Origin of the sequence: Agrobacterium pusense (assembly GCF_013285525.1) — a bacterium.
GTDB lineage: Bacteria > Pseudomonadota > Alphaproteobacteria > Rhizobiales > Rhizobiaceae > Agrobacterium > Agrobacterium pusense.
In genome coordinates this window covers 2,080,807-2,107,573 of record NZ_CP053856.1, presented here as the reverse complement: position 1 = coordinate 2,107,573, position 26,767 = coordinate 2,080,807, and the positions used below count along the sequence as shown (strand labels likewise).

Sequence of the window (26,767 nt, the reverse complement as noted above, 5' to 3'; positions counted from 1 at the left end):
CTCAGGACTTCTGGAACATGGCGAGCATGCGCCGTGTCACGAGGAAACCGCCGACGATGTTGATCGTCGCGATCAGGACGGAAAGCGAGGCGAGGATCACCACCAGCCAGTTGCCGGAGCCGATCTGCAGCAGCGCACCGATGATGACGATGCCGGAAATCGCGTTGGTCACGGCCATCAGCGGCGTGTGCAGCGAGTGACTGACATTCCAGATCACCTGGAAGCCGACGAAGCAGGCAAGCACGAAGACGATGAAGTGGCTCATGAAGCTTGCCGGCGCGTAGAGGCCAACGAGCAGCAATACGGCCGTGCCGGCGACCAGAAGCCCGACCTGGTTCTTGGTCTGTGCCTTGAACTCGGCCTTTTCCCTGGCGTGTTTCTCCTCCGGCGTCAGCTCTTTTGCTTTTTCCTTCGGTTTCTGCGCGGCAATGGCCTGAATTTTGGGTGGCGGCGGAGGATATGTGATTTCGCCCCCATAGGTGACCGTCGCGCCGCGGATGACGTCATCTTCCATGTTATGAACGAGCTTGCCATCCTTGGCAGGCGTCAGATCGGTCATCATGTGACGGATGTTGGTAGCGTAGAGGGTCGAGGCCTGCGTCGCCATGCGGCTTGGGAAATCGGTGTAGCCGATGACGATGACGCCGTTGTCGGACACGACGCGCTGGTCGGGAACCGTCAGATCGCAATTACCGCCGCGCTCGGCGGCGAGGTCGATGATGACCGAACCCGGCTTCATCATCGCCACCATGTCGGCAAGCCACAGTTTCGGGGCGTCGCGGCCCGGTATCAGCGCCGTGGTGATGACGATGTCGATCTGCGGTGCAAGCTCGCGGAATTTCTCCAGCTGCTTCTCGCGGAATTCCGGCGAGGAGGGGGCGGCATAACCGCCGGTCGCTGCGCCATCCTGCTGCTGGTCGGCAAAATCGAGATAGACGAATTCCGCGCCCATGGATTCGATCTGCTCGGCCACTTCAGGGCGAACGTCGAAGGCATAGGTGATCGCGCCGAGCGATGTGGCCGTGCCGATGGCGGCAAGACCGGCAACGCCGGCACCGATGACCAGCACCTTGGCGGGGGGCACCTTGCCGGCGGCGGTGACCTGCCCGGTGAAGAACCGGCCGAAATTATTGCCGGCCTCGATCACCGCGCGATAACCGGCGATATTGGCCATGGAGGAGAGCGCGTCCATCTTCTGGGCGCGGGAAATGCGCGGCACCATGTCCATGGCGATGACGTTAGCGCCCTTTTCCTTCGCCTGCTCCAGAAGGTCCTTGTTCTGGGCGGGATAGAAAAACGAGATCAGCGTCTTGTCAGAAGACAGGCGATCAATCTCCGAGGTTTCAGGCGGACGAACCTTGGCGATGATGTCGGAGCCGGTGTAAAGCGCCTCAGCGCTGTCGACCACGGTCACGCCTGCGGCGCGATAGGCGTCGTCAGAAAAACCGGCCGCCTTGCCGGCGCCGGCTTCGATGACGCAATCATATCCCAGTTTCTGCAAAGCCTGAGCGCTATCCGGCGTCATGCCAACGCGGGCTTCGCCCTCATATAATTCCTTAGGTGTCCCGATTCTCAAAACTGCTCTCCCATTCCCGTCCTGATAAGCCGTCATAGCCCATTTCGAGTGTTTTTGTCTTGTTCTTGCTGTTTTTCTACCTGCGGCGGATTGACAGGCTGGAAAAGCCCATTTTCGGCGATGGCGGTACGGCGGCAACAAAAAACCCGGCGCCGAAGCGCCGGGTGATTGCTGCGTTTCATCGACTGCCACTCAATCCATGGCGTGGATATCACGATCCTTGGTTTCCGGCAGGAACAGCATGCCGATGACCAGCGTGATGCCTGCAAAGATGATCGGATACCAGAGACCATAATAGATGTCCCCCTTGGCCGCGCTCATGGCGAAGGCGGTGGCGGGCAGAAGGCCGCCGAACCAGCCGTTGCCGATGTGGTATGGCAGCGACATGCCGGAGTAGCGGATGCGGGTCGGGAACAGTTCGACCAGCAAAGCTGCGATCGGGCCATAGACCATCGTCACGTAGATCACGAGGACGGTGAGAACCGCGATGATGACAACCCAGTTCACGGCAGCCGGATCGGCCACCATGGAGAAGGCGCCGCCGCCGGCCACGGTGTAAACGGCCATTTCGGCTGCACCACCGGTTTCGGCCGGGGTCAGCAGCTTGTCAGCCACCAGCTTGTCGGTCGCAACCATCTTCTTGTCGGCAGCGCGAACGGCGTCTGCATTGAGGTTCAGTTCCGGGTTTGCGGCAATGAAGGCGTCCAGTTTCGCGTCCGGCACCTGTGCCGCGCCGCGCACCAGCGGGTAACCGCCATCGTGGAGCGCCGTGTTGACCTGCTTCTGGAACGCCTTGTCCTTGGCTGCCGCGTCCGCGCCGGCGGCGACGGCGTCGTAGCTGGTAATGGTGGCGTCGCCGATCTTCACGGTGGCCGGCTGGCCGGCTGCGCCCGCAACCACGTCGTAAGGCACCGAGTTGCGTGTCAGGAACGAGGTGGCGATATCGCAGGACGTGGTGAACTTCGCCGTGCCCGTCGGGTTGAACTGGAACTTGCAGTCGCCAGGGGCTGCGGTCACGGTGGCGCGAACGCTCGCCTGTGCCTGTGCAAGTGCCGGGTTGCCTGCCCAGGTCAGTGCCTTGAACAGCGGGAAGTAGGTCAGCATGGCAAGGATGAGGCCGGCCATGATGATCGGCTTGCGGCCGATCTTGTCTGAAAGCCAGCCGAAGATAACGAAGAAGCTGGTGCCAAGAATGAGCGCTGCCGCCACCATGATGTTGGCCGACTGTCCGTCGACCTTCAGAATGCTCTGCAGGAAGAAAAGGGCGTAGAACTGGCCCGTGTACCAGACAACGGCCTGGCCGATGACGGCACCGACAAGCGCGATGAGCGCGATCTTGGCGTTCTTCCACTGGCCGAAGGCTTCGCTGAGCGGCGCCTTCGACGTCTTGCCCTCTTCCTTCATCTTCTTGAAGGCGGGGGATTCGTTCATCTTCAGACGGATCCAGACGGATACGCCAAGCAGCAGAACGGAAACGAGGAAGGGAATGCGCCAGCCCCAGGCAGCGAAAGCTTCCTTGCCGAGCGCGAACTGCACACCGAGGATAACCACCAGCGACAGGAACAGGCCGAGCGTTGCCGTCGTCTGGATCCAGGAGGTGTAATAGCCTCTGCGACCGTTGGGGGCATGTTCGGCAACATAGGTTGCGGCACCGCCATATTCACCGCCAAGCGCCAGACCCTGCAGCATGCGCAGGACGATCAGGATGATCGGAGCGGCAATGCCGATCTGCGATGCGCTGGGCAGGACGCCTACGAGGAAGGTGGACACGCCCATGATGAGGATGGTGATGAGGAAGGTATATTTGCGGCCGACGATATCACCGAGGCGGCCAAAGACCAGCGCGCCGAAGGGGCGGACGAGGAAGCCAGCGGCAAAGGCCAGCAGAGCGAAGATGTTACGCGTCGTTTCCGGATACTGGCTGAAGAAGTTCGCGCCGATGTAAATCGCCAGCGAGCCATAGAGATAGAAATCGTACCATTCGAAGACTGTTCCGAGAGAAGAGGCGAAAATCACCTTCTTCTCTTCACCCGTCATCGGACGGGCGGCGCCGCTTACGGCTGCAACATTTGCCATTGTCTGTCCTCCACAGATGTCCCAATCGACGCATTGCGGAGCCCAACTCTCTCCTCTGGACTCACCTTGCGGCTGCAATGCGCGGATCATGAGAGTGACAGAAAATTAACCCCAATAAGAGCGATGCTTTCGGATTATGACTTTAGTCTAATGTTAAACGTCCCGAATATGTCGCTGCGGCGATTTGTGCTTTGGTCCGAGCGGCTGCATGACGCGCCTTTTTCCTTGACAGAACCGAGAAACCTTCTAATAGCTTCTCGCGAAGAAGGAGCATCACCTTGCGCATGCATGTTGCAGACATGTTCGTCATGGAAGGACCGGCACAATCCGCCGGCGATGATCCGCGCCTTTCTTATTCTATCCGAATTACGGCCAAAACGACGATTAAAACCGTCTGACGTCTCTGGCCACCGCTCTCTCCCCGGTTTGGCTGGGGATCGAGGAAGCCGCGATCTGATGATGCGGGTTCCCACCTCACCAAAAAGAGGAGAGACAGAAAGAGAGCTTGATCATGGGTTTCAAAGTTGCAATTGCAGGCGCCACCGGTAACGTCGGTCGCGAAATGCTCAATATCCTGGCCGAACGCGGTTTTCCCGCCGATGAAGTCGTGCCGCTCGCTTCCGCCCGCTCGCAGGGCACGGAAGTCTCCTATGGCGACCGCACGCTGAAGGTCTCGAACCTCGAGAACTACGATTTTTCCGACACGGATATCTGCCTGATGTCTGCAGGCGGCGATGTTTCCAAGAAGTGGTCGCCGAAGATCGGCCAGCAGGGCTGCGTCGTCATCGATAACTCATCCGCATGGCGCTACGATCAGGACGTTCCGCTGATCGTTCCGGAAGTCAACGCCGATGCGGTTGCAGGCTTCACCAAGAAGAACATCATCGCCAACCCCAATTGCTCCACGGCGCAGCTTGTTGTCGCGCTGAAGCCGCTGCATGACTTCGCCAAGATCAAGCGCGTCGTCGTCTCCACCTATCAGTCTGTGTCCGGCGCCGGCAAGGAAGGCATGGACGAGCTTTTCCAGCAGACCCGCGCCGTTTTCGTGGCCGACCCGGTCGAAGCCAAGAAGTTCACCAAGCGCATTGCCTTCAATGTTATCCCGCACATCGACGTCTTCATGGAAGACGGCTACACCAAGGAAGAATGGAAGGTTCTGGCCGAAACCAAGAAGATGCTTGATCCGAAGATCAAGGTGACCTGCACGGCCGTGCGCGTCCCTGTCTTCATCGGCCATTCGGAATCGGTCAATATCGAGTTCGAAAACGAGATCACCGCCGATCAGGCCCGTGACATCCTGCGCGAAGCACCGGGTTGCCTCGTGATCGACAAGCGCGAAAACGGCGGTTACATCACGCCGGTTGAATCCGCTGGCGAAGACGCGACCTACATCTCGCGTATCCGCGAAGATGCGACGGTCGAAAACGGTCTCAACCTGTGGGTTGTTTCTGACAACCTGCGCAAGGGTGCTGCCCTTAACGCCGTCCAGATCGCCGAACTGCTGATCAATCGTGGCTTCATCAAGCCGCGCAAGGCGGCCGCCTGATCCGAGATACGAATTTTTAAGGTTCGTTAAGTATAACCCGTCTGTTCTGTGTGGGGCAGGCGGGTTTTATAATTGGCGAGATCACGGCCAGTTTATTTGCAGGCCTTGCTGCCGAAAGGCAATTTAGGCCGCCAAAAGACAGTTTTGGCACCTGAATCATACAGTATTGACGGTTTGGTTCTCGGGAAAAACTCCCCAAAGGATATCGAAGGCAGATTTTGATGCGGGCAATGAAGGTAATTCTGGCTGGTGTGGCCATGGTCTCGGTTCTGGCAGCGACGCCGGTTATGGCCGCGCAATGCGGCAACACTTCGGCGGGCTTCGATGCCTGGGTCAGCGCCTTCAAGCAGGAAGCGGCGGGTCGCGGCGTCAGCGCCTCGGTGCTCGACCGGGCTTTCTCCGGCGTCTCCTACAACCAGGCGACGATCCGCGCCGATCGCGGTCAGCACAGCTTCAAGCTGTCCTTCGAGCAGTTCATGCAGAAGCGCGGCGGTCAGACGATCATTTCACGCGGCAAGACCATGAAGAAGAACAACGCCGCACTGTTCGCCTCCATCGAGCGTGCCTATGGCGTGCCGGCTGGTCCGCTGCTCGCCATCTGGGGCATGGAAACAGGCTTTGGCGGTTTCATGGGCAACCAGCACACGCTTTCCGCCGTTTCAACGCTTGCTTATGACTGCCGCCGTTCGGACTATTTCACCGAGCAGCTTTATGCGGCTCTGAAACTCGTCGGCAGCGGCTCGCTGAATGTCAACGCCAAGGGTGCCGCCCATGGTGAAATCGGCCAGACGCAGTTCCTGCCGCTGAACGTCGTGCGCTACGGCGTGGATTTCGACCGCGACGGTCGGATCGATCTCGTCGGTTCGCGCGCCGATGCGCTGGCTTCCACCGCAAACTTCCTCGTCGGCCATGGCTGGCAGCGCGGTGCAGGCTACCAGCAGGGGCAGGCGAATTACGCGGCAATTCAGGGCTGGAACGCCGCAAGTGTCTACCAGCAGGCGATCGCCTTCATCGGCAAGGCGATTGACGGCCAATAAGGCTGCTTTCCACGCGCGAATTCCACTTCCGTCATGCCGGACTTGATCCGGCATCCAGTCACGGCGCGTCCGCGCCGTGAAAGAGTCTTTGGCGATCAAGGACTTGATCGCGCTGGACCCCGGATCCAGTCCGGGGTGACGAGCGTTGAGTTTGGCCTGTAGCTATTACCTGCCAGTCACAGATCCGGGCGGCGGAAGTCGCCGGTCTTACCGTCCATCACCCACAATTCGCCGGTCGAAATATCGAACCATGCGCCGTGCAGCTTCACCTTGCCGGCGGTTTCCTGTGCCTTGACGAAGGGGAAGCCGCGCAGATTGGCGATGGAGTTGCGGATGGAAACGCGTTCCAGCGCCGTCTGCCGCTCAGAGGCGGTCATGACGTCGTTGCTCTGGATTTGCGAGGCGGCCGACTTGACCATGTTCATCCATTTGCCAATGAAATCACCGGGCGACAGCGGCTCCAGATTGGGATCGAGCGCTGCCTGAATGCCGCCGCAGCGACCGTGGCCCATGACGACGATATCCTTCACCTTCAGCACCTGAACCGCATATTCGATGGCCGCCGAGGTGGCGTGATATTGCCCGTCCGGCTCGAAGGGCGGCACCATGTTGGCAACATTGCGGACGACAAAAAGCTCTCCCGGGCCGCAGTCGAAAATGGTTTCCGGCGCGGAGCGGGAGTCACAACAGGCAATGAACAGGGTCTGCGGTTTCTGTCCGGTATCGGCCAGAACGCGGTATCTTTCGCGCTCGTCGGCATAACGACCGCTCATGAAGTTCTTATAGCCGTTGAGAAGGTTTTCCGGAAAATCTTTCATCTATCGCAGTACCGTTGTGGTTGGACCGAGATCAAGGGAAGAACTCGGTGCGTTGAAGACCAATCCTTTGGAGCATTTTCGGTTTTCTTCGAGCCGTGAAACCGCTCCAACTCCTTGCTTGTCGCATTTCCGGACGAAGACCGAGGGCCACGTTTCACGGAAATGCTCTAGCCGCTATTTGCGCTTGCTGCGCGAAGGATGCAAGAGATGACGCATCTGCACCATGGCCATGGGTGTGGAGAGGCTTGAAGAATCCGTCTCCAGCGTCAGTTCGTTCATGTCGCGTTTTTTTGTGCGGGCCAGAATTTCGAACACGCTGGCGGTTGCGAGCTGCAGCGCCTTTTCGTCATCCAGACCTTCCAGCAGGCGGGCAAGAAACAGCGCCGACATCAGGTCGCCGAGGCCGTTAGGCGCATTTTCAATGGCGCGATGTTCGGCGAGCAGCGCGTGGCGGCCGCTGAGGTAAAGGTTGCCGGTGCCGCCCGTCATCATCGGCACCGCCGAGGTGACCAGCATTTTTGGCGGGCCGAGGGAAAGCGCTGCATCCATGATGGCGCTGTTGGTCTCAAGCGCGGCGCCGCTCATCCAGGCGAGTTCATATCGGTTGGGCGTGGCGACCGTGGCAAGCGGAATGAGGTGATCGCGGATGGCTTCGGCGGTCTCAAGGGGAATATAAAGCCCGCCCAGATCACCCATGACAGGATCGCAGGCGTAAATCAGCGCCGGGTTCTTTTCCTTGAGATTTCGGATCAGCCTTGCGACGGCACGCACCTGCGCGGCGCTGCCGAAATAACCGGTCAGAACCGCCTTGACCTCGCCGATCCATTTGGCGTTTTCGAGGTCGGTCATCGCCTTGTCGAAGTCTTCGTCCTGAAAGCGCATGCGGGTGGATGGTCCGTGGCCGGGATGCCAGGGCATGACGATGGTGGGCACTGCCCAGACCGGAAAACCGAGTGTCTCCAGCGCGAAGACTGCCGCGCGGTTGCCCACGGAGCCCCGCATGACATGGCTGGAAATGACGATGACGGCGCCTTGGGTATTGTCCTGCATCACGGCCTTCTTGCGTTCAAACGCGGCAGAAAGCCCACCAATGCTGCCCCCGCCCAAAGATCAAGATGCGCTCTCATGACATATCGCAAGACCAGTTTCCACCGTTAATCCCGCAAGGGTCTGTCCCGCAAAAACATGGCGGTCGTTTTGCCGCCGTCAGGGAACGCCTCTCGTTGCGGGATCGCTGCACCGATTTCTCGTTAAGGCGGCGGCTTTCGGAAAACCGCGTTACACTTTTCCGCCTGATGCCCTATAGTTGTATTCATGCTCGCTCTCATCATCGCCTATTGGCCGCATATTCTTGCCGTTCTCTCCGTTTTGATGGGAACCGTGGCGGCCGTGCACGCCACCATGACGAAGGAAGAAGTTCGCTCGGCACTGGGCTGGGTCGGTGTCATCGTGCTGTCGCCCATCGTCGGTGCGGTCATCTATGCCATTGCCGGCATCAACCGCATCCGCCGGTCCAACATCACCCAGCAGCGGTCCTTCATGCAGGACGAGATCATGGACCGCGTGGCCCGTTTCGACGCTGGCGGTGAGCTGGTGGCCGAGCGGTTCGGCCGCCGTTTCGCGGCGATGAAGGTACTGGGTGACCGGGTGACCCGCCATGCACTGACGACTGGCAACAGCATCGAGCCCATCGCCACGGGTGACGCCGCCTATGCGGCGATGCTGGAAGCGATCGAGCAGGCGAAACGGTCGATCATCCTCGAAACATATATTTTCGATAATGACCGGATCGGCGCCCGCTTCGTTTCCGCCCTCCAGCGGGCAAAACAGCGCGGCGTGGAGGTGAGGGTGCTCATCGATGCCGTGGGCGCGCGTTATTCGGTTCCGAGCATCCTGCCGACGCTGCGGGAGAGGGGCATCGTCGCCAACGTCTTCAACGGCAACGTCATCATGGGGCTGCGGCTGCCCTACGCCAATCTGCGCACCCACCGCAAGATTCTCGTGGTGGACGGGCGTGTCGCCTTTAGTGGCGGCATGAACATACGCGAGGGCTTTACCGAGGAATTCGGCCAGGGAAGACAATCGCACGACACACATTTCAAGATCAGCGGACCGGTGGTAGCGGATTTTTTCTCCATTGCGGCGGAAGACTGGCGTTTCACGACAAAGGAACTTCTGGACACGCCGGTCTGGGATATCGCCATTCCCGAAGGCGTGCCGGGCTCGCAGATCGTTGCCCGCGTTTGCTCCTCCGGGCCGGACAAAAGCATCGAGACCAATCACAAGATGCTGACCGGCGCTTTTTCCATCGCAAGGTCGTCGATTCTCATCATGTCGCCCTATTTTCTCCCGGATCGGGAGCTTATTTCGGCGCTGATTACGGCGGCGCGACGCGGCGTCGTCGTTGATATCGTCGTGCCGAAAAGCAATAATCTGGTGCTTGTCGACAGGGCGATGACGGCGCAGTTCGATCAGATGTTGCGCAACTATTGCAGGATATGGAGGGCGACGGGAGCGTTCAATCATTCGAAGATGCTGGTGATCGACGGACGGTGGAGTTACATCGGTTCGTCCAATCTCGATCCCCGCTCTTTGCGTCTGAATTTCGAGATCGATCTGGAGGTTATGGACGAAGCATTCGGACAGGCCATCACGCAGACGATCTCGACGGCGCGCGACGCCGCAATACCTGTAAGACTGAGCGAACTGAAAGCGCGTCCGTTCGTTGTTCGTTTTGTGGAACGGGTACTGTGGCTGGCCTCGCCCTATCTTTGAGCGGAGATGACGTGTGAAAAAAGACGGCGTGCTGGAAAACGAAAAAGCGGTACTGGCGCGGAATACCAGTCTGCCGGCCTTTGTGATGGACTCGCTGCGCAATCACCGTCAGCGGCAGAATGCCAAGCCTGCGGAAAAGGCGCATGATTTTCCCGTTATCGCCTCCTATAACGTGCATAAATGCGTGGGCCGGGACCGCAAGTTCGATCCTGATCGCACCAGTCGCGTGATTCAGGAAATCGGGGCGGATATCATTGCGCTGCAAGAGGCCGACAGCCGCTTCGGCGAACGCACCGGCCTGCTCGATCTCGCCCGGCTGGAAAGGGAAAGCGGCCTTGTCCCCGTGCCTGTACAGGTCGGGGTGAAGGCGCATGGGTGGCATGGCAATGTCGTCCTGTTCAAGGAGGGCGCGGTCAAGGAGGTTCATACCCTGAAGCTGCCCGGACTGGAGCCGCGTGGCGCGCTCGTTGTCGAACTGGATCTGAAGCGCGGCGGCACCCTGCGGGTCATTGCCGCTCACTTCGGGCTGCTGCGGCATTCCCGTGCCCAGCAGGCGAAGGCTCTGATCGGCCTTCTTGAAGCGAGGGATGAATGCCCGACCATTCTCATGGGAGACCTGAATGAATGGCGCCTCGGCAATGGTTCATCACTCAATACGTTTCGCGATGCTTTCGGCGCTCTGCCGCCAGCCGTACCCAGTTTTCCGTCCAACCTGCCGGTGCTGGCTCTGGACCGGATCATCGCCAATCGTGAAGGGCTGATCGAGCAGGTCGAAGCGCATGACAGCGCACTGGCGCGTATCGCTTCGGATCATCTGCCGCTGAAAGCCGCGGTGCGGACCGACCTGCTTCCGGCCTGATCCTGCAGCGGCGTGCCCAGGAAAGCTGCCGCAACAATCTCAGGAGGTCGGCTTAAACCCGTTGCGCCGCTGTCACGTGGCTGCGTGAGCGCGCTTCCAGCAAGGATGTGCGAATGGCTTCCATCAACCGCTCACGATTGTTTCTGGTCTTGCCTCTATCGAGATTTTGCGCGGAAAGCGCGAGATCAAGACCCTCATGCATCACTATCGAATAGGCAACGGTCGTCGCCCAGTTCTCGTAATCCTGCTCCATCATGTCGCCCCTGAACTAAATCATTTAGTCCGAATCACCCTGTTCTTGGAAAGTAACACAAAATACAAAGCATAAAATATCATTGTTTCTTCCAGTGCGCGCAGTCACCAACATCTATATTGACTTTTGCCAATTGTGGTGCGGCCGGAACGCGGCCTGTATTACAGTTAAGCACTTGAAACTGGTTCAATTTCAGAAGAGGCGCATACACATCTTTCCATATAAAACGCCGCGCATCTCGGGATGCGCGGCGGGCTTGCGTCGAAGGTTGCGGTGGATAGGTGTCGGTCTCAGCCGGCCTTTTCGAGCTTGTAGTCCGAATTGGCCGGTTCTTCCTGCTTGTGCTGGATGAGCGGACGGTTGCCCGCCAGCTTGCGCACCAGTACATAGAAGACCGGAGTCATGAAGATGCCGAAGAACGTCACGCCGATCATGCCGGAGAAGACCGCGACACCCATGGCGGCGCGCATTTCCGCACCGGCACCTGTCGAGACGACCAGCGGCACCACGCCCATGATGAAGGCGAGCGAGGTCATCAGGATCGGGCGCAGGCGAAGCCGGCTTGCCTCGATGGCCGCCTGAAGCGGCGTTCGTCCCTCGAATTCCAGTTCCCGGGCGAATTCCACGATCAGGATCGCGTTTTTCGCTGAGAGACCGACAAGGACGACAAGGCCGATCTGCGTAAAGATGTTGTTATCCCCTCCCGTCAGCCAGACGCCCGTGAGGGCTGCGAGCACGCCGAGCGGGACGATCAGGATGATCGCGATCGGCAGGGTCAGGCTTTCATATTGCGCAGCGAGCACGAGATAGACGAGCAGCAGCGCCAGCGGGAAAACCACGATGCTGGAATTGCCGGCGAGAATCTGCTGATAGGTCAGATCCGTCCATTCGTAATCGACGCCCGCGGGCAGGGTTTCGGCGAGGATCTTTTCGATCGCGGCCTGTGCCTGACCCGAGGAGAAGCCCGGTGCCGGTCCGCCGTTGATATCGGCCGCAAGGAAGCCGTTATAACGGTTGGTGCGCTCCGGTCCGGTCGTCGCATTCACCTTCAGGAGCGTCGACAGCGGGATCATCTGACCCGTTGCCGAGCGAACCTTCAGGCGGCCAATATCTTCGGCGTGGGCGCGGAACTGTGAATCCGCCTGCACACGGACGCTGTATGTGCGACCGAAGGCATTGAAGTCATTGACGTAGAGCGAGCCGAGATAGATCTGCAGCGTCTGGAAGACGTCGCTGACGGAGACGCCCAGCTGTTCCGCCTTGGCGCGGTCGAGATCGGCGAAGAGCTGCGGCACGTTGATCTGGTAGCTGGAGAAAATGCCTGCCAGCTCCGGCGTCTGATATGCCTTGGCGATGACGGCCTTCGCCGCTTCGTCCAGCGTCTGGTAGCCGTAACCGGCGCGGTCTTCGATCTGCAGCTTGAAGCCGCCTGTCTGGCCGAGACCGTTGACCGGCGGCGGCGGGAACATGGCGATGAAGGCGTCCTGAATGCCGGCATATTTCTGGTTCAGCTGCATGGCGATGGCGCCACCTGACAGTTCCGGTGTCTTGCGCTTTTCGAAGTCGTCGAGAACCGCAAAAACGATGCCGGAATTGGAACCGATGGTGAAGCCGTTGATCGACAGGCCGGGGAAGGCGATGGCGTGGCTGACACCGGGCGTTTCCATGGCGATCTCGCTCATCCGCTTGATCACGCTTTCGGTACGGTCGAGCGTTGCGCCATCAGGAAGCTGCGCGAAACCGATGAGGTACTGCTTGTCCTGCGCCGGCACGAAGCCGCTCGGAACTGTCGTAAACATGCCATAGGTGGCGGCCACCAGCGCCATGTAGACGATCATGACGAGGCTCTTGCGCGTCACCAGCCCGCCGACGGTCTTGCCGTAGCCGTTCGAGGCCGCGCCGAAGGCACGGTTGAAGCCGCGGAAGAACCAGCCGAGGATCTTGTCCATGAAGCGGGTGAGCCAGTCTTTCGGTGCGCCATGTTCCTTCAGCAGCAGGGCCGCAAGCGCGGGTGACAGCGTCAGCGAGTTGATGGCCGAAATGACGGTGGAGATGGCAATCGTCAGCGCGAACTGCCGGTAGAACTGGCCGGAAAGGCCGGAGATGAAGGCGAGCGGCACGAAGACGGCGACCAGTACCAGCGCAATGGCGATGATCGGGCCGGAGACTTCGCGCATCGCCTTATAGGTGGCGTCACGCGGTGAGAGCCCGTTTTCGATATTTCGCTCGACGTTTTCGACGACCACGATCGCGTCATCCACCACGATGCCGATGGCGAGCACAAGGCCGAACAACGTCAACGCGTTGATGGAAAAGCCGAAGGCGTACATGACGGCGAAGGTGCCGATGATCGAGACCGGAACGGCGATCAGCGGAATGATCGAGGCGCGCCACGTCTGCAGGAAGAGGATGACGACAAGCACCACGAGGCCAACGGCCTCGAGGAGTGTATCGACAACCTTCTCGATGGAGGAGCGCACGAATTTCGTCGTATCGTAGACGATCTCGTATTTCACGCCATCGGGCATCGCCAATTGCAGATTATCCATGGTCGCGCGGACATTGTCGGCGATTTCGATGGCGTTGGAGCCGGGGGCCTGAAGGACCGCAACAGCCACGGCCGGCTCACCATCGAGCAGAGAACGCAGCGTGTAATCGGCTGCTCCGAGTTCGATGCGCGCGACATCGCGCAGGCGGGTGATTTCGCCGTTTGCGCCGCTCTTGACGATGATGTTGCCGAATTCTTCCGGCGTCGTCAGACGGCCCTGGGCATTGACGTTGAGCTGCAGGTCGACACCGTTCGGGCTTGGTGAAGCGCCGATGACGCCGGCCGCGGCCTGCACGTTCTGCTGGCGGATGGCGTCGGAGACGTCGCTGGCGGCGAGATCATGCTCGGCCACCTTCTGCGGATCGAGCCAGACGCGCATGGAATAGTCACCCGCGCCGAAGACCTGCACCTGACCCACGCCTTCGATGCGGGCGAGACGGTCCTTGACGTTCAGCGTCGCATAGTTGCGCAGATAGGTGATGTCATAGGCGTCGGTCTTGGAGACAAGGTTGACGACCATGATGAAGTCGGGCGAGCTCTTGACCGTGGTGATGCCGAGCGCGCGCACTTCCGCCGGCAGGCGCGGTTCGGCCTGCGAGACGCGGTTCTGCACAAGCTGCTGGGCCTTATCAGGATCGGTGCCGAGCTTGAAGGTGACGGTGAGCGTCAGCACGCCGTCCGACGTCGCCTGGCTGCCCATGTAGAGCATGTCTTCGACACCGTTGATCTGTTCTTCGAGCGGTGTCGCGACGGTTTCAGCGATAACGGTCGGGTTCGCACCGGGATAGGTGGCGCGCACGACGACGGATGGCGGAACGACTTCGGGATATTCCGAAATCGGCAGGGCGCGCATGCCAAGAAGGCCTGCCACCACAATTAGGATCGACAAGACGCCGGCGAATACCGGCCGGTCGACAAAAAATCTGGAAATATTCATATCCAGTCCCTCTCCGGGTATATTTTGGAATGCGAAGGCCGCTCCGGCGGCAATTCTGCCGCCGGTGAAGGCCGGTTCTGTCTGAATGCGCGTCTCGCGAAAGCGCGGGACGCTTACTGATCAAAGAGATGGATTACTGCGAGGCAGCAACCTTATCTTCCGCCTGAGGTGCGATGGTTGCGCCGGGACGGATGCGCTGCAGGCCGTTGACGACGATCGTATCACCGGCAGCAAGGCCGCTTTCGATGATGCGCTGGCCATCGGCCGGCGCGCCCGGCTTGATCTGGCGGTAGCTCACCTTGTTTTCGGCATCGACCACGAAGACGAAGCGCTTGTCCTGATCCGTGCCGATGGCGCGATCGCTGATGACGATGCGGTTTTCCGGCTTCGGTTCGCCCATGCGCACCCGCACGAACTGGCCGGGGATCAACCTGCCATCGGGATTGTCGAAGACGGCGCGCACACCGATGGTGCCGCTTGCCGAATCCACCTGATTGTCGATCAGGTGCAGCGTACCCTTGATCGGCGTGCCTTCATCCGAAAGCGTGCCGATTTCCACTGGGATCTGTTCGAGAGCCGGCAGGGCGCCATCGGTCTTCGGCAGCTCGGCAAGAGCCTTGGCCACCACGCCTTCGCTGGCGTTGAAGCTCGCATAGATCGGGTTGACCGACACGAGGGTCGTCAGTGCCGGCGAGGTGGAACCGGCGGCGACGAGGTTGCCGGCGGTGATTTCGATGCGGCCGACGCGGCCTGAAACAGGTGCGCGGATTTCGGTGTAACCGAGATCGAGTTGCGCCGTGGTGAGTGCTGCGCGGGCGGCGCGAAGCTGGGCTTCGGCATCCGCAAACGAGCTCTGGCGCTGGTCGAGATCGCTCTGCGAGATGGTGCGGTTGTCGGAAAGCCGGCGACCGCGGTCGAGTTCCGTTTTCGCAAGGCTGACCTTGGCTTCGGCCGAGGCGACCTGTCCTTCAGCGCCGGCAACAGCGGCCTGATAGGGGGCCGGATCGATGGTGAAGAGGGGATCGCCTTCCTTCACCAGCGCGCCTTCGCGAAAATGCACAGCCTTGATCTGGCCGGCGACGCGGGAGCGAATCTGCACCCGGTCAACGGCTTCCAGACGGCCGGAAAATTCCTCCCAGCGCATCACGTCGCGGCTTTCAACCTTGGCAACGGTGACAGGGATCGCTGGTGTTTCAGCAGGCGTGGAAGCGGCCGTTGCATCGCGACTGGTGGGGAGGTCGAAAAACAGTGCTGCTGCTGCAACGGACATAGCAAGCCCGATACCGGCGCCCGTCAGGGCCCGGCGCTTTGTGTTCAGCGTCATGGGTATCTCCTTCGCCCCCGATCGGGAGCAGGTCGTTCATCTATTTTACTTCGTCGCATGATCCGGACGTAAAACCGCTACGCACTTTTACTGGACATGCTCAAAATGCGAAATTTCAGTGGTTTAACTGGTCAACGAAAGTCTTGAACTCCGAACAGACGGATGAGACCCATCCGCCGCCCTCTCCTTGATAAAGCCCCGTCCAGCCGACGCCGGCGGGGAAAACATGCTGCCTAACGCTAACGCCTGAGGCGATGAGGCGGTCTCCGTAATTGACCGTTTCGTCGCGCAGAGGGTCGTCCTCGGCGGTAAAGATCAGCGCCGGCGCCACCCGGTTCAGCCGCGTGCACTGGCAGGGTGCGGCATAGGGGTGAAAAAACCCGCACGCCTTGGCAAGGTAATGGCTCCAGCCATCGGCCCAGCGCTGGCGCATGCCGATCCTGTCCGCGTCGCGGAAGGATTCCGTCGTCATCATCGGATCGATCATGGGCGACAGAAGTATCTGACCGGCAAGTTTGCCCGGCATGCGGTCACGGGCCTTCAAGGCAAGCCCCGCCGCCACATTGCCGCCTGCCTCTTCGCCGGCCACGAACAGCAGCGATTTCGCGCCGCCATAATGCTTGCGATCCCGGCTCAGGCGATCGAGCGCTTCGTAAGCGCAGTCGATAACCATCGGAAACTCGTTGCCGGACGGCCTGCTGTAATCGGCCTCCACGACGACGGCGCCGCTTTCTGCAAGCGCGCGCGCGACCGGAAGTTCCGGGCAATTGCCGCCCGGCTCCAGGCCGGGTTCCAGAAACGAACCGCCGCGCAGATAAAGTACGACGGGCGGTTGGCTGCACAGGCTCGAACCTTCATATCGGCGCACGGAAAGCTGGGATGCGAAGCCCCCACAGCTTTTGATATTCTCCCAGTGCGCGTTCATCTGATCCGGTCCCGTTGCACCACCTTGAGCAGTGCATCACATTTGCAAAATCTGAAATTCATATTATTGTTCGGGGAAAAACGATCAAGTATGCCAAAATGAAAACACTATTCCAAAAAGACGGATAATCTCATCATGGATCAGCTCTCCGCCATGCGGGTTTTTACGCGTGTCGTGGAAACCGGCAATTTCAGCCGCGCCGCGACAGCGCTGAACATGCCGAAGACCACGGTCACCAATATGGTCCAGGCGCTCGAGGCGCATTTGCAGACCACGCTTCTCAACCGCACGACGCGGCGAGTGATGCTGACAACGGACGGCGCTCTCTATTATGAGCGTGCATCACAGATTTTATCGGAAATAGAAGAACTTGACGGCAGCATGTCCAGCGCGCAGGTGCAGCCATCCGGCCGGTTGCGCGTGGAAATGGCCGGTGTCTTTGCGGACCTTGTGGTTATCCCACATCTTTGCGAATTTTACCAGCGCTATCCGCAAATCCGTCTCGATCTCGGTGTCGGCGACCGTCTGGTCGATTATATCGCGGAAAATGTCGACTGTGCACTGCGCGTCGGCGTGTTGCGCGATCAGTCGCTGATTGCCCGAAAAGTAGGCGAACTCCGGTTCGAAACATTTGCGTCGCCGTCCTATATCGAAAATTTTGGCATGCCCCGAGAACCGGAGGACCTGGAGAAGGATCATCTGTCGGTGGGTTACCTCAATGCCACCACCGGGCAGATCATGCCGGCCTCCTTCGACAATGGCATACGCAGCGTCGAGTTGACGCCCAACTACGTCGTTTCCGTCAATGACAGCCGCACCTACTTGAATGCGGCGCTCGCCGGCATGGGCATCGTGCAGCTGCCGATCTTCATGGTGCGCGACGCGCTTTCGCGCGGAGAACTGGTGCCGGTGCTTTCCGAATGGCGACGGGAGGCGATGCCGATCTATGTCGTCTATCCCCAGACCCGGCACGTGACCAACAAGGTCCGCGTATTTGTCGACTGGCTTGCGAAGCTGGTACATGGGCTGGTGTGATAATCAGCGCCCGACCCTTGCGGCAAGGAAATCTATGAAGGCGCGCACGCGGGCTGCGAGATGCTCATGGCCGGCATAAACCGCGTGGATCACCTCCATGTCCTCGGCGCTATAGTCTTCCAGTACGGGAACGAGCAGGCCAGCCCTGATATCGGGTTCGACGTGGAATTCACCGACCCGACCGAGCCCAAGCCCCGCTAGGCAAAGCCTGCGCATGGCCATGCCGCTATTGACCGAGGCATTGCCCGTGACTGGCAGGCGATAGACATCTGCAGAACCGGGGTCGCGGAACGGCCATTCATTGAGACTGCGACTGAAATTGAAGCTCAGGCAATTGTGCCGCGCCAGATCCTGCGGCGTTTCCGGCATGCCGTATTGTTCGATATAGGTGGGAGAGGCGACGATAACGCGGCGTACTTCCTTTAGCTTTCTTGCCTTCAGCGATGAATCGCCCATGGCGCCGGAGCGTATGGCAATGTCCGTGCGTTCCTCGATCAGGCTGATGACACCGTCAGTCAGCGAAATATCCAGCTCGATTTCCGGATAAAGCGACAGGAATTCCGGTGCAAGCGGCAGGAGATAACGTTCGCCGAAGCCCAGCGTCGCGTTGACCCGTAGCAGCCCGCGCGGCACCACCTTGCCGCCGCTCGCCACGATCTGCTCGGTCTCGGCTATGTCGGCGAGAATGCGTCGGGCCCGCGCCAGATAGACCTCGCCCTCCGGCGTAAGCGTTACGAGCCGGGTGGAGCGGGCCAGCAACCTGGTGCCGAGACGGTCTTCGATACGTGTGACAAGTTTGCTGACGGCCGAGGGCGAAAGCTTCAGCCTGCGCCCGGCGGCTGAAAAGCTGCCGAGTTCCGCCGCCGCCACGAAGACTTCCATCTCTCCGGCCCTGTTATCCATCGCGCATCACCTATGAAATCAATTCAAAGGTATTTATCCGGCTTTGCCGATTATCATGCAAGTCCCCTTTGCCCATATTGCGCTCATACAATTTGATCCAACCGGGCAGCCCCACGCTGTCCAGAAGGCCCGCGATCCAGCTGCGGGCGAAGAGGTATTCGTCATGCCATTGGCCATATTTGCCCTGACGATCGCGGCCTATGCGATCGGAACAACGGAGTTCGTCATTGTCGGTCTGCTGCCGACTGTCGCAAACGATCTCCATATCACCCTGCCGCTCGCCGGTCTCATCGTCAGTGTCTATGCACTGGGTGTGACCTTTGGTGCGCCGATCCTGACCGCATTGACCGGCAAGATAGAGAGGAAGCCGCTGCTGCTCGGCCTGATGGCCCTGTTCATCGTCGGTAACAGTCTCGCAGCACTTTCACCCAATTATGAGATGCTGCTGGTCGCCCGCGTCATTGCCGCCTTCGCCCATGGCGTCTTTTTCTCGGTCGGCTCCACCATCGCGGCCGATCTCGTGCCGGAAAACCGTCGCGCCTCGGCCATTGCCATGATGTTCATGGGCCTTACGGTCGCCATCGTCACCGGTGTTCCGCTCGGCACCTATATCGGCCAAGTCTTCGGCTGGCGCGCAACTTTCTGGGCCGTTGCTGCCCTTGGTGTCATTGCCTTCCTCGGCATTGCAGCGCTTCTCCCGAACACACTCAAGAAGGCGCCGCCCGCAAGCTTGCTCGATCAGGTCCGTGTTCTCGGCTCCGGCCGCCTGCTCATCGTTTTCGCCATGACCGCGCTTGGTTACGGCGGCACCTTCGTCGCCTTCACCTTCCTTGCGCCAATCCTGCAGGATGTGACCGGATTTTCGGAAAAGAGCGTCAGCCTGATCCTCGTGCTTTACGGTATCGCCATCGCGGCCGGCAACATCGGTGGCGGCCGGATCGCCAACCATAATCCGGCCAGGGCCCTCATTGGCCTCTTCCTGGCGCAGGCCATCGTGCTGCTCGTCTTTTCCTTCACCGCGGTTTCGCCGGTGCTGACGCTCATCACGCTTGCCGCGCTTGGTTTCCTCTCCTTCGCCAATGTTCCCGGCCTGCAGCTTTATGTGGTGCAGCTTGCCAAGGAGCATCGTCCCGGCGCCGTCGATGTCGCTTCGGCGCTCAACATCGCCGCGTTCAACCTCGGCATCGCCATCGGCGCGTGGCTCGGCGGTCTGGTGGTGGAATCACCGTTGGGCCTGGGTGCCACACCCTGGGTCGGCGCCATCCTCGTCGCGGTTGCCCTGCTCCTGACCATCTGGAGCAGCGCGCTCGACCGCCGCGCCGCGCTGACACTGAAAACTGCCTGAGCTTTTCATGAAATACCCGGCCGCTCCCAAGCCGGCCGGGCCACCTCAAAGGAGAAAATATATGTTTGATGTCACTGCAAACGGCGCGTCAATCCCGGCGCTTGGTTTCGGCACGTTTCGCATTCCCGGCCCCGATGTGCTGCGTATCGTTCCCCATGCGCTGAAGGCCGGGTTCCGCCATATCGATACCGCCCAGATCTATGGCAATGAAGCCGAGGTCGGTGAAGCCATTGCTGCTTCGGGCGTTGCGCGCGGCGAAGTGTTTCTCACCACCAAGGTCTGGGTCGAGAACTACAGGCACGATGCCTTCCTCGCCTCTGTCGATGATAGCCTGAAAAAGCTGAAGACCGACCATGTGGACCTGCTGCTGCTGCACTGGCCGAACGAGGCGGTTTCGCTTGCCGAGCAGATCGGCGCGCTGAACGCGGTGAGGCAGGCCGGCAAGGTGCGCCATATCGGCGTTTCCAACTTCAGCACGGCGCTGATGGCCGAAGCGGTGAAGCTGTCCGATGCCCCGATCGTGACCAACCAGATCGAATACCACCCCTACATCGATCAGGATGTGGTTATCGCTGCCGCCAAAGCTGCGGGCATGTTGGTGACGGGTTATTACGGCATGGCCGATGGTAAAGTGTTTGACGATCCGGTGCTGAAGGAGATTGCCGCGGGCCGTGGCAAGTCGGTAGCACAGGTGGTTCTGCGCTGGCTCGTGCAGCAGCAGGGCGTCGTCGCCCTGTCGAAAACGGTGAGTGAGGCCCGGGTCGAGGAAAATCTCGCCATCTTCGACTTCGAGCTTTCGGCAGATGAAATGGCGGCAATCCGTGCGCTTGCAAGACCGGACGGCCGCATCGTTTCGCCGGAAGGGCTTGCGCCCGTCTGGGACGAGGCCGCCTGACGACGAGGGCCGGGGAGAGAACTCTCTTCCCGGTTTCTTTGCGCGAGAAATTTTCGCGTATGGCGATGCGCCTCGCATCGGGCATGCCAGAGATTTATCGGCCTGTTCTGGAAATTTGGAGCGGGCGAAGGGATTTGAACCCTCGACCCCAACCTTGGCAAGGTTGTGCTCTACCCCTGAGCTACACCCGCTCAAATCCACCGGTCCGGGGTAGTATGCTGAACCGTGGGCCGCCGAAGCGGCGACGGGTGCTATATCGCTCAATCGTTTTTGGAATGCAACAGTTTCTTTTGCGGTTTCGGTGGAAATCCGCCCGCCTGCGAATTTATCTGCCCTTCCGGGAAGCGGCGGGCTCGGACGCCACGGATATTTGAGCGAAGATATTGTTTCATCTGGTTTTTATTGCCGTCTCACAATGGAGCGCCCAGATGCGGTGCCAGGAAATAATCTATTTACATTTGGTTAAAATCTGATTCGACAAGTGATTCGTTCGGGTGTACAAATTTCCTGTCCACGAAAAAAAGAAACGATACTTGGCATATCATCAGGAGGATGAGCCTTGTCGTATGCAGCTTTTGAACGGGTTGGCGCACAATTGTCGCCGGAGCAGATCACCGATCTGCAGAATATTTTCGATGGCGTATGTTTCGAGTGCCTTCAAGATCGCAGCAGCCACGTTGCCAACGAGTGCGCGGCGGTTCTTATCCGCAGCGCCCAGCGCGGCATTCTCGACCATGAGATGTTGCGGGACATCGGGCTTGCCGTTTTGCGGCGGCACTGATGCTTGAGAAGAAAAAAAGCGCCCGGATATCCGGGCGCTTTGTTTTTGACGTGGGCGGATTTCCGCTCAGCTCTTTTCCTGCACATGCGCTTCGAGGAACCAGAGCGCCTTGTCGAGATCGCGCGAGGCGGCGGTGAATATGTCGGCCGTCGTGGGGTCGCCCGCTTCATCGGAATCGTCGATGGCCTTGCGGATCATGTTGGCCACATCGCCATAACGTTCGATCAGGGCGTCCAAATGGTCATGGATCTTGTAGATGTCGGTCGGATAGGCCTTGAGCTTGGTTGTCGAGGAGACCGATTGCAGGCTGCCGAGCGCCGTGCCGCCAAGCTGGACCACACGTTCGGCAATCGTGTCGCCATGATTGTCGAGCTGCGTGCGGAACGTATCGAGAAGTTCATGCACGGCGATGAATTGCGGGCCTTTCAGGTTCCAGTGCGCCTGTTTGGTGATGAGCGCAAGGTCGATCACCGAAGCCAGCGATTCGTTTAGAATGCCGATAACGGTCGACTTGGCGTTTGAAGGCAGGTCGTTCTTCGTCTTGTGCGTCTTCATCGATGTCTCCTGAAGTTGCGGACGGAATGCCGCTTTGGAAAAGTCCGTCGATTAACGTCCGGGCCTGTGGCCCTGTTCCATGTTAGGCGACGGGACAGCAAAAATCCTGCACAATCATCATGTCATTCGTAAAACAGGCAGATGCGCCGGCCGTCTATCTCACTGACGCTGATCGGCATGTCATAGATTTCCTTGAGAATATCGGGACGGATGATCTCTTCCGCAGGACCCTGATGACAGATGCGGCCCTCGCGCATGGCGATGATGGTGTCGGAATACCAGGAGGCGAAGTTGATGTCGTGCAGAACCAGAACCACGGTCTTCTTCAGCTCGTCGGCCGCCTTGCGCATGATTTTCATCATGCTGGAGGCGTGTTTCATGTCCAGGTTGTTGAGCGGCTCGTCAAGCAGCACATAATCCGTATCCTGGCAAAGCACCATGGCCACGAAGGCGCGCTGGCGCTGACCGCCGGACAGTTCGTCCAGAAACCGGTCGGCCAGATTTTCAAGGTGCAGATATTCAAGCGCCCGGTCGATATGGGCCTTGTCCTCGATGGTGGGGCGGCCCTTGGAGTAGGGGTAGCGGCCGAAGCCGACAAGGTCGCGCACGGTCAGGCGCGAGGAGATGTGGTTGTCCTGCCGCAGGATGGAGAGCCGCTTCGCCAGCGTATCGGAGGGGGTTTTCGTGACATCCAGCCCGTCGACCGTGACGGTTCCCGTATCCATGGACATCAGCCTTGCGACGATGGACAGGAGCGTGGATTTACCCGCGCCGTTCGGCCCGATGATGGAGGTGACGCCGCCTGCCGGGATGGAAACCGAGACGCCGTCTATGACGACGCTGTCACCATAGGATTTGCTGATCTGACTGGCGATGATCATCGCGCACCTCGTTTCAGAATGAGACCGATAAAGACGATGCCGCCCAGAAATTCGATGATGATGGAGAGCGCCGTATCGAAGGCGAAAACCCGCTCCAGCACCACCTGACCGCCGACGAGACAGATCACGGCGATGAGGATCGCCGCAGGCAGCACATAGGCATGCTTGCCGTTGACGGTGAGATAATGTGCAAGGGCCGCGACCAGCAGGCCGAAGAACATGACCGGGCCGACGAGCGCAGTGGAGACGGCGACAAGTACGGAGACCAGCACGAGGATGATGGTCACGGTGTACTTGTATTCGACCCCGAGGCTGATGGCCGTCGCGCGGCCGAGCGAGAGCACGTCGAGCGTGTGCATCAGGCGCAGTCCGATAATGGTGACCACGCCGATGATGATGGCGGAAACAGTGAGCAGCGTCGGATCGATGGAATTGAAACTGGCGAAAAGCACATCCTGCAGCACCGTGTATTCGTTCGGATCGAGGACCCGCTGCATGAAGCCAGAGAGGCTGCGGAAAAACACGCCGAAGACGATACCGACCAGGACGAGAAGATGCAGGCTGCGTTCCGCTCCGACAAAAAGCCAGCGATAGAGCAGGGCGGAAAAGGTGACGAGCAGCCCGGTTTCCACCAGAAATTTCAGTTGAGGATCGATCATCACGACTGTTGCCGAACCGAAGACGAAAATCAGCCCGGTCTGCATCAGCACGTAGAGTGAATCGAAACCCATGACCGAAGGGGTGAGGATACGGTTGTTGGTAACCGTCTGGAACAGCACGGTGGAAACGGCGATGGCGTAGGCCACCAGCAAAAGCGACAGGAGCTTGATGCCGCGAAACGGCAGCACGAAACTCCAGCTTCCTCTGGCGCCGAGCGTCATGAAGGCGGTCATGGAAATGAGCGCCAGTGCGGCAAGCACAAGCAGAACGATTTTTGCGCGCCTGTCAGGGTTTCTCTCACGCATGGTTGCGTTTCCGCAGCAGGAGATAGAGGAACAGCGCGCTGCCGATGACGCCGACCACGGTTCCAATGGGTATTTCGTAAGGCGCGCACACCGTCCGGCCGATGATGTCGCAGGAGAGCATAAAGACCGCGCCGAGCGTCGCCACCCACGGCACCGAGCGGCGCATATTGTCGCCGATCATCAGGCTCACGACATTCGGCACGATGAGGCCCAGGAAGGGGATCATGCCCACCGTCACCACCACGACAGCGCTGACCAGCGAAACGATGGTGAGGCCGAGCGCCATTACCCGGCGATAGTTGAGACCGAGATTGGTGGTGAAGTCCCGGCCCATGCCCGCCACGGTGAAGCGGTCGGCGGCGAGATAGGCGGCGATGGCGAAGAGAAAACCGATCCACAGCAACTCATAACGGCCGCGCAGTACGCCGGAAAAATCCCCCGTCATCCATGCCCCGAGCGATTGCAGCAGATCGAAGCGATAGGCGAAGAAGGTGGTGACGGCGGAAATGACGCCGCCAAGCATGATGCCGATCAGCGGCACCAGCAGCACGTCGCGCAGCGGCACCTGCCGCAGGATGCGCAGGAACAGCGCGGTGCCGGCGAGGGCAAAAGCTGCTGCCACCAGCATCTTGCCGAAGATCGGTGTATCCGGTGCCAAAAGGGTGACGGCGAGCAGGCCGAGGCCGGCGGATTCCGTCGTGCCTGCCGTGGAAGGTTCCACGAAGCGGTTTCGCACCAGCATCTGCATGATGAGGCCGGCAATCGCCATCGAGCTTCCCGCAAGGATCAGCGCTAGCGTGCGCGGAATACGGCTGACGAGCAGCACACGCAGCGCGTCTGCACTCGTGTCGGGTGCGAAAAGCGTTGCGAGCGAAACGTTGCTCACGCCGACGAACAGGCTGGTGATGGCGAGCACCAGGGCTAGCAACAGGACAAGAATGAGAGACAGGGATTTCACGTTGGCGGTTTTTCGTAAATGGTAAAAGCTCCCCGTAACCTGGCAGGCTGCCGAAACAGGTGTCCGACCTCTCCTTGGTCATCTTCGGGTGACCCGAGGGTCCACAACCTGACGCGCGATGGATCCTCGGGTCAAGCCCGAGGATGACGTCGAGTATGGAGCAGCCTTCAGAAGCGCATGCCTAGAGGCTTTTACGATTTCTTGTCGGAGACAGCCTCGTAGACCTGATCGAGCAGGGTGGTGAGCGCCGTATAACCGCTGCTGACGATATAGGCCGCCTGCGGGTCGAGGTAAACGATCTGCTTTTTCTTCCAGGCGTTGGTCTGGTGGACCAGTTCGTTATCCAGCACCTGCGCGGCCGCCTTGCCGGGATCGGTGGCGCGGCCGATGCCGGCATCGCGGTCGATCACGAACAACCATTCCGGATTGACCTCGGCAAGATATTCGAAGGAGACGACGTCGCCGCGGTCGAAACGGTCATCAATGTCTTCGGCGACCGGCTTGAGGCCGATTTCGGTGTGCAGCCAGCCGGTGCGCGAGCCTGGGCCATAAACGCCGACCTTGCCGGCATTGGTGACGAGGATCATCGCCGTGCCGGAATTGGGGGCGATCTCTTTCAGCTTCGCCACCTTTTCATCGATGGCGGCATCGAGCTTTTTGGCTTCTTCCTGCTTGCCGAAGATATCGCCAAGCTTGGCGATGTTGGCTTTCACGCTGCCGATGAATTCCTTGGAATCCACCGACATGTCGATGGCCGGTGTGATCTTGGCAACATCCGGATATTTTGCCCGCGAACGGCCGCCAACGATGACGAGATCGGCCTCTGCCGCATTGATCGCCTCGTAATCGGGCTCGAACAGCGTGCCGACCTTCAGATATTTACCGTCGGCATATTTCTGCAGATAGGTCGGCAGGTTGGAGCCGACGACGCCCGTCGGTTCGACGCCGAGTGCATCGAGATTGTCGAGCGAGGGAACATCAAGAACCAGAACCTTTTTCGGCGCGGCTTTCAGCACGGTCTCGCCCTGGGCGTGCTTGATCGTCATTTCCTCAGCGCTTGCGGTCATCGCGCCAAGGCTGAAGGCCGCTGCCGCCAGCAGCCGAACGGGGAAGGTGAAGTTGATGGCCACGAATATGTCCCTTGCGAATGGTTCCGGACCGGCGGAAAGCTTTCCGTCGGGTTAACTTGATGTCCGTTATCAGCTTTATTGGCAAGGCGGGCGGAAATCAAAATTATGTTTTAGAATGGTTCTGAATTGCCGTGAGCGGGAAATGCGGGGGCAGATGAAACATCTGCTCGAACCTCTTCCCCGTCATGCTCGGGCTTGACCCGAGTATCCCACTGCGGTGGTGGTGATGGATCCTCGGATCAAGGCCGAGGATGACGTTGAGGGGAAGGAAAGGCCGGCGTCAATTTCGTCGGTGCCTTTTACCCGTCTGTTTTACCCATCACGACCAACGTGACAGCCGCTGTCAATCCGGTGGCCAGTCGCCGACGATTTCGCGCCTCTCCAGTTTCAACGATCGGTCCGGCTGCACCCGGTAAGTCTCGATCGCCAGCCTTCCGTCGCCCATCACGAATTCGTTGCTGAGCGTACTGCCAACGGGGGACTTTGTCAGTTTGGTACGGGGCTGGCCGCCATAGGTGATACTGCCGGGAATGGGTTCCACATCGGGGGCGGCGGTAGTGCAACCGGTTAAAGCAAGGATGGTCAGGATTGCAAGGCTGCGCATGACAGGGTTCCTCAGAGGGTTTCATAAAATCTATGCCGCCC

General features: G+C 59.6%; 23 protein-coding genes and 1 tRNA gene. 8 read left to right on the top strand and 16 right to left on the bottom strand.

Annotated elements, in window-relative coordinates; translation table 11 throughout:
• Position 1: 1 nt before the first annotated feature.
• Together HQN82_RS10390 and HQN82_RS10385 are read right to left on the bottom strand one after the other, a co-directional pair.
• Positions 2–1,576 (bottom strand): Re/Si-specific NAD(P)(+) transhydrogenase subunit alpha, encoded by a 1,575-nt coding sequence (locus tag HQN82_RS10390; RefSeq protein ID WP_173614863.1) that lies wholly within the window; start codon positions 1,574–1,576, stop codon positions 2–4.
• A gap of 192 nt (positions 1,577–1,768) precedes the next feature.
• Positions 1,769–3,652 (bottom strand): MFS transporter, encoded by a 1,884-nt coding sequence (locus HQN82_RS10385; protein WP_004443480.1) that lies wholly within the window; start codon positions 3,650–3,652, stop codon positions 1,769–1,771.
• A gap of 511 nt (positions 3,653–4,163) precedes the next feature.
• On the opposite strand from HQN82_RS10385, the gene HQN82_RS10380 reads away from it, so the two are divergent.
• Entirely contained in the window at positions 4,164–5,198 is a 1,035-nt protein-coding gene (locus HQN82_RS10380) for an aspartate-semialdehyde dehydrogenase (protein WP_003522626.1), read from the top strand.
• A gap of 221 nt (positions 5,199–5,419) precedes the next feature.
• Entirely contained in the window at positions 5,420–6,235 is an 816-nt protein-coding gene (locus HQN82_RS10375) for a lytic murein transglycosylase (protein ID WP_173614862.1), read from the top strand.
• A 176-nt stretch (positions 6,236–6,411) separates the two neighbouring features.
• On the opposite strand, the gene HQN82_RS10370 is transcribed toward HQN82_RS10375, so the two are convergent.
• The gene (locus tag HQN82_RS10370; RefSeq protein ID WP_004443476.1) at positions 6,412–7,053 is read right to left on the bottom strand and encodes a carbonic anhydrase; all 642 of its coding nucleotides are present in this window, start codon (positions 7,051–7,053) and stop codon (positions 6,412–6,414) included.
• A 174-nt stretch (positions 7,054–7,227) separates the two neighbouring features.
• On the bottom strand, positions 7,228–8,103 hold the full coding sequence (pdxY, locus tag HQN82_RS10365) for a pyridoxal kinase PdxY (protein ID WP_004443475.1): 876 nt from the start codon (positions 8,101–8,103) through the stop codon (positions 7,228–7,230).
• Between the two features lie 264 nt (positions 8,104–8,367).
• Between pdxY and HQN82_RS10360 the strand changes: the two genes are divergently transcribed.
• Entirely contained in the window at positions 8,368–9,828 is a 1,461-nt protein-coding gene (locus tag HQN82_RS10360) for a phospholipase D-like domain-containing protein (protein ID WP_004443474.1), read from the top strand.
• A gap of 13 nt (positions 9,829–9,841) precedes the next feature.
• Complete coding sequence (locus tag HQN82_RS10355) at positions 9,842–10,687, top strand: endonuclease/exonuclease/phosphatase family protein (protein ID WP_004443473.1); 846 nt, start codon at positions 9,842–9,844, stop codon at positions 10,685–10,687.
• Between the two features lie 52 nt (positions 10,688–10,739).
• On the opposite strand, the gene HQN82_RS10350 is transcribed toward HQN82_RS10355, so the two are convergent.
• From HQN82_RS10350 to HQN82_RS10335, 4 genes are all read right to left on the bottom strand, one after another.
• Positions 10,740–10,943 carry a hypothetical protein gene (locus HQN82_RS10350; RefSeq protein WP_004443472.1) on the bottom strand — a complete coding sequence of 68 codons (204 nt, stop codon included), beginning with the start codon at positions 10,941–10,943 and terminating at the stop codon, positions 10,740–10,742.
• Between the two features lie 287 nt (positions 10,944–11,230).
• Complete coding sequence (locus tag HQN82_RS10345; protein WP_022556841.1) at positions 11,231–14,425, bottom strand: efflux RND transporter permease subunit; 3,195 nt, start codon at positions 14,423–14,425, stop codon at positions 11,231–11,233.
• A 133-nt stretch (positions 14,426–14,558) separates the two neighbouring features.
• Entirely contained in the window at positions 14,559–15,749 is a 1,191-nt protein-coding gene (locus HQN82_RS10340; RefSeq protein WP_004443470.1) for an efflux RND transporter periplasmic adaptor subunit, read from the bottom strand.
• 115 nt (positions 15,750–15,864) lie between these two features.
• Positions 15,865–16,674, bottom strand: a complete 810-nt coding sequence (locus HQN82_RS10335) for an alpha/beta hydrolase fold domain-containing protein (RefSeq protein ID WP_004443469.1) — start codon at positions 16,672–16,674, stop codon at positions 15,865–15,867.
• A 135-nt stretch (positions 16,675–16,809) separates the two neighbouring features.
• Between HQN82_RS10335 and HQN82_RS10330 the strand changes: the two genes are divergently transcribed.
• The gene (locus tag HQN82_RS10330; RefSeq protein WP_004443468.1) at positions 16,810–17,709 is read left to right on the top strand and encodes a LysR family transcriptional regulator; all 900 of its coding nucleotides are present in this window, start codon (positions 16,810–16,812) and stop codon (positions 17,707–17,709) included.
• A gap of 3 nt (positions 17,710–17,712) precedes the next feature.
• Here HQN82_RS10330 and HQN82_RS10325 read toward each other — a convergent pair whose 3' ends face one another.
• Positions 17,713–18,612 carry a LysR family transcriptional regulator gene (locus HQN82_RS10325; protein ID WP_112765885.1) on the bottom strand — a complete coding sequence of 300 codons (900 nt, stop codon included), beginning with the start codon at positions 18,610–18,612 and terminating at the stop codon, positions 17,713–17,715.
• 163 nt (positions 18,613–18,775) lie between these two features.
• On the opposite strand from HQN82_RS10325, the gene HQN82_RS10320 reads away from it, so the two are divergent.
• Both HQN82_RS10320 and HQN82_RS10315 read left to right on the top strand, forming a co-directional pair.
• Entirely contained in the window at positions 18,776–19,957 is a 1,182-nt protein-coding gene (locus HQN82_RS10320; RefSeq protein WP_004443466.1) for an MFS transporter, read from the top strand.
• A 61-nt stretch (positions 19,958–20,018) separates the two neighbouring features.
• Entirely contained in the window at positions 20,019–20,852 is an 834-nt protein-coding gene (locus HQN82_RS10315; RefSeq protein ID WP_112765884.1) for an aldo/keto reductase, read from the top strand.
• A 116-nt stretch (positions 20,853–20,968) separates the two neighbouring features.
• On the opposite strand, the gene HQN82_RS10310 is transcribed toward HQN82_RS10315, so the two are convergent.
• Positions 20,969–21,043 (bottom strand) — tRNA-Gly (locus HQN82_RS10310).
• Positions 21,044–21,411: 368 nt separating this feature from the next.
• Here HQN82_RS10310 and HQN82_RS10305 point away from each other — a divergent pair.
• The gene (locus tag HQN82_RS10305) at positions 21,412–21,633 is read left to right on the top strand and encodes a hypothetical protein (protein ID WP_004443464.1); all 222 of its coding nucleotides are present in this window, start codon (positions 21,412–21,414) and stop codon (positions 21,631–21,633) included.
• A 66-nt stretch (positions 21,634–21,699) separates the two neighbouring features.
• On the opposite strand, the gene dps is transcribed toward HQN82_RS10305, so the two are convergent.
• The 6 genes from dps to HQN82_RS10275 all read right to left on the bottom strand — a co-directional run bounded on the left by dps (position 21,700) and on the right by HQN82_RS10275 (position 26,726).
• On the bottom strand, positions 21,700–22,188 hold the full coding sequence (gene dps, locus HQN82_RS10300; RefSeq protein ID WP_004443462.1) for a DNA starvation/stationary phase protection protein Dps: 489 nt from the start codon (positions 22,186–22,188) through the stop codon (positions 21,700–21,702).
• A 122-nt stretch (positions 22,189–22,310) separates the two neighbouring features.
• Positions 22,311–23,069 carry an iron ABC transporter ATP-binding protein gene (locus HQN82_RS10295; RefSeq protein WP_006700416.1) on the bottom strand — a complete coding sequence of 253 codons (759 nt, stop codon included), beginning with the start codon at positions 23,067–23,069 and terminating at the stop codon, positions 22,311–22,313.
• Positions 23,066–24,034, bottom strand: coding sequence for an iron chelate uptake ABC transporter family permease subunit (locus HQN82_RS10290; RefSeq protein WP_173614861.1), 969 nt, complete (start codon positions 24,032–24,034; stop codon positions 23,066–23,068). Before HQN82_RS10290 ends, HQN82_RS10295 begins: the two co-directional genes overlap by 4 nt.
• Positions 24,027–24,992: an ABC transporter permease gene (locus tag HQN82_RS10285; protein WP_173614860.1), complete on the bottom strand. Its 966-nt coding sequence runs from the start codon at positions 24,990–24,992 to the stop codon at positions 24,027–24,029. Before HQN82_RS10285 ends, HQN82_RS10290 begins: the two co-directional genes overlap by 8 nt.
• A 191-nt stretch (positions 24,993–25,183) precedes the next feature.
• Complete coding sequence (locus tag HQN82_RS10280) at positions 25,184–26,122, bottom strand: siderophore ABC transporter substrate-binding protein (RefSeq protein ID WP_173614859.1); 939 nt, start codon at positions 26,120–26,122, stop codon at positions 25,184–25,186.
• Positions 26,123–26,465: 343 nt separating this feature from the next.
• Positions 26,466–26,726, bottom strand: a complete 261-nt coding sequence (locus HQN82_RS10275; RefSeq protein ID WP_004443453.1) for a hypothetical protein — start codon at positions 26,724–26,726, stop codon at positions 26,466–26,468.
• Positions 26,727–26,767 lie beyond the last annotated feature (41 nt).